The sequence below is a fragment of the Mesorhizobium sp. B1-1-1 genome (genome assembly GCF_006442955.1).
Classification (GTDB): domain Bacteria; phylum Pseudomonadota; class Alphaproteobacteria; order Rhizobiales; family Rhizobiaceae; genus Mesorhizobium.
Genome location: NZ_VFWW01000003.1, coordinates 168,157 through 180,430 on the forward strand (window position 1 = coordinate 168,157; position 12,274 = coordinate 180,430).

Annotated in this window: 6 protein-coding genes; 1 reads left to right on the forward strand and 5 read right to left on the reverse strand. The window is 64.7% G+C overall.

The features are described 5' to 3' along the window. Positions 1-55: 55 nt before the first annotated feature. The 5 genes from FJ986_RS06435 to FJ986_RS06455 all read right to left on the reverse strand — a co-directional run bounded on the left by FJ986_RS06435 (position 56) and on the right by FJ986_RS06455 (position 9,859). Positions 56-1,585 (reverse strand): malonyl-CoA synthase, encoded by a 1,530-nt coding sequence (locus FJ986_RS06435; protein WP_140673730.1) that lies wholly within the window; start codon positions 1,583-1,585, stop codon positions 56-58. 224 nt (positions 1,586-1,809) lie between these two features. Further along, complete coding sequence (locus FJ986_RS06440) at positions 1,810-2,556, reverse strand: GntR family transcriptional regulator (protein WP_140493447.1); 747 nt, start codon at positions 2,554-2,556, stop codon at positions 1,810-1,812. A gap of 416 nt (positions 2,557-2,972) precedes the next feature. Next, positions 2,973-3,650: a ribulose-phosphate 3-epimerase gene (gene rpe / locus FJ986_RS06445; RefSeq protein ID WP_140524315.1), complete on the reverse strand. Its 678-nt coding sequence runs from the start codon at positions 3,648-3,650 to the stop codon at positions 2,973-2,975. A 202-nt stretch (positions 3,651-3,852) separates the two neighbouring features. Continuing rightward, positions 3,853-7,620, reverse strand: a complete 3,768-nt coding sequence (locus tag FJ986_RS06450) for a hypothetical protein (RefSeq protein ID WP_140673732.1) — start codon at positions 7,618-7,620, stop codon at positions 3,853-3,855. A gap of 10 nt (positions 7,621-7,630) precedes the next feature. Next, on the reverse strand, positions 7,631-9,859 hold the full coding sequence (locus FJ986_RS06455; protein WP_140673734.1) for a hypothetical protein: 2,229 nt from the start codon (positions 9,857-9,859) through the stop codon (positions 7,631-7,633). Between the two features lie 345 nt (positions 9,860-10,204). Here FJ986_RS06455 and dnaK point away from each other — a divergent pair, with 345 nt between their 5' ends. Beyond that, complete coding sequence (gene dnaK / locus FJ986_RS06460) at positions 10,205-12,121, forward strand: molecular chaperone DnaK (RefSeq protein WP_140514198.1); 1,917 nt, start codon at positions 10,205-10,207, stop codon at positions 12,119-12,121. Positions 12,122-12,274: the final 153 nt, after the last annotated feature.

The window sequence follows — 12,274 nt, forward strand, 5'->3', positions numbered from 1 at the left end:
TTCGCGATGCTCCCCGTCCAAACAAGCGGGATGAGGTATCCTTGCCTGGATCGACTTAGCTGGCGGGACTGCTTATGGAAAAAAGATCCTTGTAGGTATCGCGCAGCAGATTCTTTTGCACCTTGCCCATGGTGTTGCGCGGCAATTCGTCGACGAAGACCACGCGCTTGGGATGCTTGTATTTCGCCACGCGCGCGGCAATGGCATTGAGTATCTCGGCAGCGGTGACGGTCGAAGCCGGCGAGCGAACCACGACGGCCGTTACGCCTTCGCCGAAATCGGGATGGGCAACGCCGATGACGGCACTTTCCAGGACGCCGTCAAGCGCGTCGATCTCGCTCTCGAGCTCCTTGGGATAGATGTTGTAGCCGCCCGAGATGATCAGGTCCTTGCCGCGGCCGACGATGTGGACATAACCGTCGGGGTCGATCATGCCGAGATCGCCCGTGATGAAGAAGCCGTCGGCGCGGAATTCCGCTTTGGTCTTTTCCGGCATGCGCCAGTAGCCGGAGAAGACATTCGGCCCCTTGACCTCGATCATGCCGACCTCGCTTTGGGCAAGCGGCCTGCCAGTGTCGGGGTCGGCGATGCGCAACGACACGCCGGGCAAGGGAAAGCCGACGGTGCCGGCGCGGCGCTCGCCATCATAGGGGTTCGAGGTGTTCATGTTGGTCTCGGTCATGCCGTAGCGCTCGAGAATGGCGTGGCCTGTGCGCTCGCGCCAGGCCCTGTGCGTCTCGGCCAGCAGCGGCGCCGAGCCGGAAACGAACAGGCGGATGTTTCTTGCCGCCTCGCGGGTCAGCCCGTCCTGCTGCAAGAGCCGGACATAGAAGGTCGGCACGCCCATCAGCGCCGTGGCGTCCGGCAAGAGCGCGACGACGCGCCCTGCGTCGAATTTCTGCTCGAACAGCATCGAGGCGCCGGCCATCAGGATGACGTTGGTGGCGACGAACAGCCCATGGGTGTGGAAGATGGGCAGTGCGTGGATCAGCACATCGTCCGATGTGAAGCGCCAATAGTCGACCAGCACGCGCGCATTCGAGGCGAGGTTCTCGTGGCTGAGCATGGCCCCTTTCGAGCGGCCGGTCGTTCCCGACGTGTAGAGGATCGCCGCAAGATCGTCGGGACCGCGCGCGACGTCGTGGAAGTCGGGCGATTGCCGCGACGCCTGGTCCGCCAGCGATCCTTCGCCCTTGCCGTCGAGGGTGACGGCAAGAGCTCCGCATTTTTGCGCCAGGGCGTCGATGCCGGCTACCCGTGCCGGATCGCAGACGACCAGCCGGGGCTCGGCGTCGCCGAAGAAATAGGCGAGTTCGGCCAGCGTATAGGCGGTGTTGAGCGGCAGGAAGACGGCGCCGGCACGCAGGCAGGCGAGGTACAGCAGCATAGCTTCCGGGCTCTTCTCGACCTGCACCGCGACCCGGTCGCCGGGCTCGACGCCAAGTTGCAAAAGCGCGTGCGCCAGTTGCGCCGAGCGCGCCAGCATGTCGCCATAGGTCAGCACGCGGCCGTCATCCGTCCGCATCAACAGGCGTCCGGGCTTCGGCATCCGGGACCGGAAAATGTCGAACAGATGATTGCTCATGAGGTCTTCCTGCGTCTGGCGGCGAAAGGCATGCATCCGGACGGAGCCGGGCCTGTCTTCCGGTTCGGCCGCTTGCACGGCGCCAGACTGTTGGTGGTTCTTGCCGACCCGTCAAGCCCGCAAGGGCGGCTCCACGCGGCGGCCATGATCATGTCGCCGGGCGAAAGCGGAAGGCTTTGGCGGTAAAAGGCTGGGGCGGCAAAGGCTTGGGGCGCGATGCGGCGCTAACGTGGCGTGCGCTCGGCCCTGGCGCTGGCCGGCTCTGATGCTTCGACCTGCTTGAAGCGCTCCATGCACATGGCTGCCGTCAGGCGATAGTGATTGAGCAGGGCTTCGACCGCGGCGTCGGCATTACCGTCCAGCGCATTTTCCGCGATCAGGCGGTGCTCCGCAAAATCGTCGCGCTGGACGCCTTCGCCGTTACTGGCCATTCGGCGGTAGCGGTAGGCGTGATCGGAAAGCTGGTCGCAAAACCCCACCAGCCATCGCGACCGGCAGGCCGAGATCAGCGCACGGTGGAAAGTGCGGTGCAGTCTCTCCCAGTCCGGATTGAGCGACGACAGATCCGTTGGCATGAGACGTGAGGTGCGCCCCAACCGATGCAACGCCAGAACCAGCTGTTCTTCCCATTCGGCGGTCCGGTGGGCGATGGATTCGCGAAGCGCCCGTTCCTCGAGCCAGCAACGGGTACGTGTCAATTCCTCGAGCTCTGCCGCGCTGACCGGCATGATGAAGAAGCCTCGCTGGTCATGCCGACCGAGAAGCCCTTCCGAAGCCAGGCGATTGAGAGCCTCACGAACCGGGGAAGCGCCGGCGCCATATTTGGAAACAACCCACTCAACCCGCAGCTTGCTCTCGGTTTCAAAGGCGCCCCGCAGAAGATCGGCACGGAGTTGATGATAGACAGTGCTGGCGAGCGTACTCTTCGAGCCTGTGCCGTCGTCATTCAGATTGGCAGCTGCGTATGTCAAAATCGGCTCCTTGTCCCCAAATCTGGTCTTGGGCAATTCGAGTCCGAGAAACAGTTCCCTTTCCGTACACGTACCCTACCGCGCGCGCCTCGACGCGCTCAAGCGGGAGATCGCGTCATTGTACTTTAGAACAAAGAAATATGCACGATCCTATATCTGGTCGAACGAAATCGTGTTCGGCTACAACCGGCGGAAATTTAACGTGTTTATATGCAGGATCACCTGTTCTTCCGTGCCTCCGCGCGAACCTCTTTTCCGTCGCGCGCAAAAGACACCGAACAGTGGGACCGAATCAGGCCTTTTATCCTGCCCATGGCTTTTGTCGCGGGGCCAGCCGCAGCGAAGCGCGCAGTGCAGGCCCCCGGGGTTGACCACGTGGGGAGATCCTGGCCTCCATCGGTTCTTGTGCGGTGCTTTTAGCCGGCTGCCTTGTCGGCCGCCGTCCTGATCGCCTCTATATTTGCCCGGTACGCTTCCACGCTGCCGCCCTTGAAGATGGCGGCGCCGGCCACCAGCACATCGGCGCCGGCGGCGGTCACCAGCGGCGCGGTTTCGGGCGACACGCCGCCGTCGATCTCGATGCGGATCGGCCGGCCGCCGATCAGCGCCTTGACCCGCCTCACCTTGTCGACGATTGCCGGAATGAAGGCCTGGCCCCCGAAACCCGGGTTGACGGTCATGATCAGGATCAGGTCGAGCCTGTCGAGCACGTATTCGATCGCACTTTCCGGCGTTGCCGGATTGAGCGAAACGCCGGCCTTCTTGCCGAGATTCCTGATCGTCTGCAGCGAGCGGTCGAGATGCGGCCCGGCCTCGGCATGCACGGTCATGCCGTCGCACCCGGCCTCGGCGAAGGCTGCCAGATAGGGATCGGCCGGCGCAATCATCAAATGGCAGTCGAAGAAAGCCTTGGTGCGATTGCGGATCGCCTTGATCACCGGCGGACCGAAGGTGATGTTGGGGACGAAATGGCCGTCCATCACATCGAGATGGATCCAGTCGGCGCCGGCTGCCGCGACGGCCTCGACCTCGTCGCCCAGCTTCGAAAAGTCCGAAGCCAGCACCGAAGGTGCGATCAAGGTTTTTTTCGTCATGATGACGGGGCCTTTCCGAGCGCCTTTTTCATCTGATCACTGCCTAAAGCGCAGCCGCTGACTTGTCGAGGGTGCGAGCTTGGCGGTTCCACAGCTGGGGTAGTGCGGCGTCCTCTTCGTGTTGCAGCTTCAGCCTGCCCGGCCACGAAGAACCCCGCCGGGATTCCTCCGGCGGGGTTTCCGATGTGCCTTCAGGCGATGGTTACTGCTGCTGGAGATTCAGGATTCTGTTTGGAGCCGTATCCTGCTGCTGTTCGGACTGCGGCCTGCGCCGTGGCAGAACCTGCTGCAGCAGCATGCCCGGGTTGAGTTCCAGCGAGGGCTGCCCGCGCACCGTCCTGCAGTTTGGATAACGGCCGATCATGCCTTCCGGGCAACGCCGCCTGAAGATCGGCTGGCACTGGCCGTTGACCATTTGCGAGCCCGGCGCGCATTCGCTCTCTTGCCTGGACCGGCGGCATGCACCGTCGATCACCTGGGTTCCACGCGGACAGACGCACTCGCCGCGCTTGTTGTGGATCTGGCCGCGAATGTCGCACTGCTCCACATCGGGCTGCTTGCGCCGGCACACTCCATTGCGCAGCTCGGTCCCCCTCGGGCAGACGCAGTCGCCATTGGCGTCGTGGACCTGGCCGCGGATGGTGCATTGCTCAGGCTCCGGCTGGAGAGCCCGGCAGGCTCCCTTGCGCAGTTCGGTCCCTCGTGGGCAGACGCATTCGCCTTCCGCGCCGTGGACCTGACCACGGATGGTGCATTGCTCGGGCTTCGGCCTGTCGCGTACGCAGGCGTTGGCATCCCGGTCGAGATGCGTGCCCCTGGGACAGGTGCAGCCATGGCCGTTCGATGTCGGCACCGAGCCCGGTATCGCGCAGCCCGGCCTGGATATCGTGACGCAGGCGCCATTCTCCAACTCGGTCCCGCGCGGACAGACGCAGCGTCCGTCCTCTGTGCGGACCTGGCCCTTGAGCAGCACGCAACGCTTTGGCTCCTTCGGCGGGATGATGACGCCGCCGGACGAGCACTGGCCGTTGCGATAGGTGGTGCCTTGCGGGCAGACGCACCGGCCGGCGTCGTTCATGACGAAGCCTGCCGAGCATTCCTTCTTCGTCTCATGCCTGATGGCGAAGGGATGGCAGGCATAGGCCTTGTCGCGATTGCCCTGGGTATTGGCCTGGTCGCGGGAAAGCACATCTCCGCCGCCCTGCACCCGCGTGTCGGGAGAGAGCACGCCGACGCAGTTCTGGCCGTTGACGCTGCCTTGCAGATTGGCCAGGCGGCCGTCGTCGGGGATGACCACGGTGACGTGGTGGACGCGGCTTTCGCCAGCGCCAAGCGTCAGGTCTGCGATGCAGGACGCAGGCAAGGCCGCCGGTTCCGGCGAGCAGCCGAAGGCCGGCTCGATCGAGGTGATCGCGACGCCTTCCAGCCGGCCGAGGCCTTCGACGCCGATCGCATCGCCGATGCGGACAGGGCCGGAAAATTCCGCCGAGCCGTCGTTGGTGATGGTGATCTCGAACGAGCAGGGTTCTCCGGGCCGGCACTCGCGGTCGCCGGTCTTCTCGACGCGGATGGACGAGACCCCGCCGCCCTTGGCGCAGGCCCGGCCGACCGGATGGACGACGTCCTCGCCCTGCGCCGGGCCGTAGGAGCCCCGCGCGCAATTCTCGAACTCGCCGTTGGCCGAAACCGTCACGTCGAAGTGCCTGCTGGTTCCGGGTGTCATGACGGCGCCTGGAATCTGGCACGCCAGCGTGTCGGCCGGAACCGGCCCGCATGCCCATTCCGCGCCGTCTGATGTGACGGTCTGGATCTGGACGGGCGCGCCGCCCGCCACCAAAGCGGCGGCATCGTTGACCCGCACCGGACCGGTGGGGGCAGCCGTGCCGGCATTGCTGACGGTGATGCGGCAGGAGACGAAAGCGGCACCCGCCAGCGAACCGCCGCATGTCTTGGTGATACGCAGGACAGGCTGGCCGCCATTGGGACGAGGGATGCGTTGCTTGGCGCAGGCCCGGTTGTTGGTGAGGTCGGTTTCGCCGGGGATCGGTTTCACCTCGGCGCAATTCTCGACCGTGTCCGACCGGTAGCCTGCCGGCACCACCGCCTTGACGACGATCGCCGTCAAAGCGCCCGGCGGCAGCGAGATGCCGGCATTGTCGCAACGGAACTGGCCGGGGCCGTTCGGACCGCATGTCCAGGGTGGGCTCGGGCCAAAGGTCGAGGAGGCCGGCGCGCCCCCGGGATAGGTGTCGACCACGGTCAGCGGCCCGTTATAGGTCGAGGTGCCGTTGTTGATGATGTCGATGACGAAGCTGCACACGCCATCGGCGGTGCAGGCTTCCGCGCGGGCACGCTTTTTCAGGATCAGGTCGGCCTTCTTCTCGACCGGCGGCCGGCAGTCGCGATCGCGATCGCCACGCCGGCAGATCGGGATCGAGGCGCAGCCACGGGCGTTGGCCTGGCTGCCGAACAGCGGCTTGCCGCTGGCGGCATAGTTATAGGTGGCACAGTTGCGCAAGCTGCTGCCTTGCCAGCCGCCAGCCGGCTTGAAGCCGAACTCCAGGTCGATGAAAGCCCCCGGATTGAGCGTGGTCACCGGATGGGTGCACATCATCGGGGTGGCGCGGGGCACACAGGTCCAGGGCGGATTGGGTCCCGAATCGAGCGTCGAGCCCGCCGGCAGCGTCACCTCGTCGAGCACGATCTTGCCGTTGTAGGGCGCGTCGCCGACATTGGTGACCCGGATGCTGAAGTCGCAGCCGCCGCCCATCGTGCAGCGCGTGACATCGGCGCGTTTCTCGACCTTCAGGTCCGGTTCCCTGTCCTTGGGCGGACATCTCTGGTCGCGCGGGATGACGATGTCGTTGGTCTGCGTGCAGCAGAGCCCCCAACCCTCTTTCGGCCCGGCATAGGTCTCGATGCCGGTGACGACGAGGTGGATGACGTCGCCGGGCGAGGCGCCGACGATCTTCCAGTTCAGCACACCGCCGCCGGCCGGCACCTTCTGTGTGTCGGGGACGATGGTGATGCCTGGCGTGGCGGTCGAAAGCTGCACCCACCTGCCGCCCATCTCGGGGCCGACAGGCATATGGTAGATGAACGCGCCGCCGCCGGGCACGCAGTCGACCGTGCCGCGCTCCACCTTGAAGCATTCCTTGCCCGGAGGCGGCGGTGGTGGCGGATTGCACTTGGTCAGGTCGATCCGGATCGAGGTTTTTTCGCCGGTGAGAAAATTGCCGTCGTCCGGCTTGCCCGGATCCTGCGACGGGATGATGGTTCCCGTGCCGGTGCCGGTGCCGACGGTGACTTTGACCAGGCCCTGATTGTCGACCGTCGCCGGCGCGGGGAACGCCGCGTGGTCGATCCTGGCGGTGATACGGAAAGTGATGACGCGTTCGTCCGGTGCGCCCGAGCCGTCGAGGTCGGAAGCGGAAATCCGGAAATCCGAAACCGTTGCCGTGTCGTTGGGGCCGGCCGAATTGCTGATGACGGCGCCAGGCAGAGGTCCGCCGGACGCATCGGTGCCGTCACCGGAGACCTGCATGTTGACGATCTGCAAGCCATGCGGGAGCTGGTCCTTGAAGTCGAGCCGGACCGTCTGCAGCGAAGCCGCAAACCCCGGGCTGGCGAAGCCTTGCGGTGCGCCGCGCAGGCCGAAGCTCAAAGTGTAGAAGACATAGTCGCAGCTTCGCTGGCCGCCGGTCTTGGTGAAGAACGGCACGGCTCGTCCGGGCTCCGGATTGATGATGCGCGGATTGTCGAGCTTGAATTCCTTATCCGGGCTGGCGGCCTGGACGGTCTTGGCCGGAGCCGTGCCTTCGGCAAGTGCCGGCAGCGCCGGCAGCATGGCGACCGCGATACCGGCCGCCACCAGCCAGCGCGCAGCGCGCCTGGCAAAAGACAGGCGCCTCGTGTTCATGACGGTTGATTTGTCGGCGACGCCCAGCGGGGAGAGTGCGAGATTGTTCATCGTCCCCTCCTCAACGGTCGCAGCTGACGGCTGGCGTTCTGAGCGGCAAGGTCATCTTGCAGCAAGGGTAGTAGCCGCCCTTGTCCTTGTCGGACTTCCTGTAGAAGCAGAGTCCGACATCGACCGTGTCGCCCGGATCGTGGCCGGTGATGCCGATCGTGTATGGCTTGCCAGGCACATGCGACATGGGCGAGGTCACCCCGACGCCTGGCGTCCTGGATTGGGCTTTGATCGAATCGCCCCCGAGGCCGGCATGGTCATGGAGATAAAGGTCCGCCTCGAGCCCGCGCGGTGTGCAGAAATACCTGACATCGTCGACATCGAGACAAGGGGGCAGGTTGCCGGGCGGTTGGAAGTCCGGCGGATAGAACGGTGGCAGATAGCCGCCCGGGATTTCCTCATAATAGCCGGCGCGGCCCTCGCAGGGATGCCAGACGGCGACGTCGCCGACATGGCCTTCCACTTCCGGGTCCTCGAAATAGCCGTCGAAGTCGACGAACCGGGAGCCGAAAGGCGGCACATTGGCCGGCTTGACCAGCTCCCTGGGCGTGATCTGCACGCCATGCACGGCGAGCGGCCCGCCAGCGGCGAGCCGCTCGGCAAGAGCCGGATTGTCGCGCAATTTATCGCCGGTGTTGACCAGCGTCCGGGTGCAGGCCGACGTGTCGAGATCGCCCTCGGCGTCGTAGCCATATTGCAGGTCCAGCCCGCCGGCCGACTGCCTGAAACCTTGCGGGAAGCCGACGGCATATTCCTGCGGCGCTTCCACCCAGACCGATTCCGTTGCCGGATCGTCCGGGTTTTCGCTGAAGTAGCGGATGACCTCGCCCTTGCCGGAATCGGCGAGCTGGCTGTAGTCGTAGCGGTTCTCGACCGGGCCGCGCTGGGCCAGGTACATGAAGCCGCTATCGTCGAAGGCGATGTCGGTGACGGCGTAGTCCTTGTCGGCCTTGACCGTCAGCTCCCAACGGGGATCGCCGGCGAAGCGGCCGTCGCGGGCAATGCCCACCGACCAGATCTCGGCCTTCTCGCCGACGGAATAATAGAGCCGGCCGCCATGATAGGCGACGGCCCAGACACGGCGCTCGTCCTGGGTGTAGCCCCAGGTCTCGGGGTCTTCCGTGTCGAAGGCCGCGCCCTGTATGTCCATGACGGCGCCATCGTCGGTGACCGGAGCCAGGCCATGCGCCGGGCGCCCGGCGACGCCATGGTCGAACGTGTCGACCAGCGCGCCATTGGCGTCGATGCGATGGATCAGACCGGTATCGAGGTCGGAGGCGAAGACTTGGCGGTGGATGGGGTCGAAGGTGAGATTGCCGATGCCGGGCCCGCTGTTGGTGTCGATGTCGGCGAATTTGGCGACCTGGCCGGTGATGCCGTCGACCTTCCAGATGGTGCCCGGCCGGCCGCCGTTCTCGGTGCCGAACTGGCCCTCCATGAAGGCAGCGCCTGCCATGCCGCGGTGCTGCCGCTCCGGACGGCCGTCATCGTCGGCGTCAGGCGTGACGATGCGAATGCCGTGCAGCGAGGTGGCGCCGGCATAGAGATTGGGAATGCCTGACGGGACGCCATCACGCATGCCGTCATCATAAGTGAGACCGAACACCTGGCCGATCTGGCCTGATGTCACCTCGAAAGGCGGCGGCGTGTGGACGAGTTGGCCGGAGGCCGGCCCGCCCAGGCTTGAAACGTCGAAAACGCGCAAGGTGGCTCGCGCCGTGTCGATGAAGGTCTCGTCGACTGGATCGACGCCGGGCGGCAGGCCCCCCTTTTCGGAATCTGAAGAGTCGAAATCGGGAATGACGGTGCCGGAAAAGCCGGTGACCGCCATCGAGCCGGGATAGATGATCCGGGTTTCCTGCGCCTGCGCGGGATCGCCAAGCCACAGGCCGGCGATCAGCGCCAGGACAAGAAAGGCGCTGGCGACCTTCGGCACGCCGCCCAAACGGCCGGCACGAGAGGGCGCGAACCGGCGGTGATCGCGAGACATGGAACTCCCCCCGAAGTCTAAGGGAGAACCAACCGATCCTGCCGCGCAAACCAGGGCAAGTCGCGGCGTTCCAGCACGTTCGTCCCCGATCGAATTGTCTGCTTTCCTCATAATTACGATACGCCTGCTCCTGTGCAGGGTCAACGGAACCAGCGGAAAGCCAAGCGCATCGACCCTGTCGCGAAGACGATGGTCGCGCCGAGCTCCTGTTGGTCGGGGAGGCCATGGCGTCCCTGGGGTGCTGGTCATGGTGGCTCCTTTCCCGTGGCCGCATCATGCGGCGCCTGAGCGTCAGTCGCACGCGGAGGCGGAAAGGTTCACCGTGGGGTCTGATTATTCTTTCCAGACCGCAGCGAGGCGGAACGGGCGCAAATGCCTCAGGCGCAGGCGTAATTGCGCCGTTTCGCCATCCGCTGGCGAGGATGGTGGAAGCCTTGCGCAGAATGCTTGCGCCCGATGCTGCCTGTTCTTATATACGCGCCAAGCCGTCCAGCGCCGCAACAGCGGTTGCCGAACGGGATTTCTTGTGAACAGGGGCTTTCGTCGGAACGCCTTACGGGTCCTGAGAGCCTGCTTAGCGGAGAGACTAGAAAAATGGCAAAAGTAATCGGTATCGATCTCGGCACCACCAACTCCTGCATCGCCATCATGGACGGCAAGGAGCCGAAGGTGATCGAGAATGCGGAAGGCGCGCGCACGACGCCTTCCATCGTCGCCATCTCGGGCGACGGCGAACGTCTCGTCGGCCAGCCGGCCAAGCGCCAGGCGGTCACCAATCCTGAAAACACCATCTTCGCGGTCAAGCGCCTGATCGGCCGCCGCTATGACGATCCGGTGACGGAAAAGGACAAGAAGCTTGTCCCCTACAAGATCGTCAAGGGCGACAATGGCGATGCCTGGGTCGAGGCCGGCGGCAAGAAGCAGTCGCCCAGCCAGATCTCGGCCATGATCCTGCAGAAGATGAAGGAAACGGCGGAAGCCTATCTCGGCGAGAAGGTCGAGAAGGCGGTCATCACCGTTCCCGCCTATTTCAATGACGCCCAGCGCCAGGCGACCAAGGACGCCGGCAAGATCGCCGGCCTCGAAGTGCTGCGCATCATCAACGAGCCGACCGCGGCTGCCCTCGCCTACGGCCTCGACAAGAAGGACGGCAAGACCATCGCCGTCTATGACCTTGGCGGCGGCACGTTCGACATTTCGGTGCTCGAGATCGGTGACGGCGTGTTCGAGGTGAAGTCGACCAATGGCGACACCTTCCTCGGCGGCGAGGATTTCGACATGCGCCTCGTCGAGTATCTGGCGGCCGAGTTCAAGAAGGAACAGGGCATCGACCTGAAGAACGACAAGCTTGCCTTGCAGCGCCTCAAGGAGGCTGCCGAGAAGGCCAAGATCGAGCTGTCGTCGACGACGCAGACCGAGATCAACCTGCCGTTCATCACCGCCGACGCCACCGGGCCCAAGCACCTGACGCTGAAGCTGACGCGCGCCAAGTTCGAAAGCCTGGTCGAAGACCTCGTCCAGCGCACCATCGATCCGTGCAAGGCGGCGCTCAAGGATGCCGGCCTGAAGGCGGGCGAGATCGACGAAGTGGTGCTGGTCGGCGGCATGACCCGCATGCCCAAGATCCAGGAAATCGTGAAGCAGTTCTTCGGCAAGGAGCCGCACAAGGGCGTCAACCCCGATGAGGTCGTCGCACTCGGCGCCGCCATTCAGGCCGGCGTGCTGCAGGGCGATGTCAAGGACGTGCTGCTGCTCGACGTGACCCCGCTGTCGCTCGGCATCGAGACCCTGGGCGGCGTGTTCACCCGGCTTATCGAGCGCAACACGACGATCCCGACGAAGAAGAGCCAGGTGTTCTCGACGGCTGAGGATTCGCAGTCGGCCGTGACCATCCGGGTCTTCCAGGGCGAGCGCGAAATGGCCGCCGACAACAAGGCGCTCGGCCAGTTCGACCTGGTCGGCATTCCGCCGGCCCCGCGCGGCGTGCCGCAGATCGAGGTCACCTTCGACATCGACGCCAACGGCATCGTCAACGTTTCGGCCAAGGACAAGGGCACCGGCAAGGAGCACCAAATCCGCATCCAGGCCTCGGGTGGCCTTTCGGACGCCGACATCGAGAAGATGGTGAAGGATGCCGAAGCCAATGCCGACGCCGACAAGAAGCGGCGCGCGCTGGTCGAGGCCCGCAACCAGGCCGAGGCGCTGGTGCATTCCTCGGAGAAGTCGCTGAAGGAATATGGCGACAAGGTCTCGGAAGCCGACCGCACGGCGATATCGGACGCGATCGCGGCGCTGAAGACCGCTACCGAGGGTGACGACGCAGCGGAAATCGAAGCCAAGAGCCAAGCGCTCGCGGAGGCTTCGATGAAGCTCGGCCAGGCCATGTACGAGGCCTCGCAGAAGGAAGCGGCGGAAGCCGATGCCAAGGCGGACGCCGCCAAGGACTCGGATGTGGTCGATGCCGATTTCGAGGAAATCGACGAGGACGACGACAAGAAGAAGTCGGCCTGAACCGGCTGACGGCAAGATAAAGCGGAAAGCCCGGCGCAAAGCCGGGCTTTTTTGCAACCCTGGCAGAAAAAGTGCGGAAAAAATCGTCGAAAAGCACGAACAGCTCCGCACCGGCCCTAGCATCCGGGCTGCGCCGATCCTAAATCGTGGCAA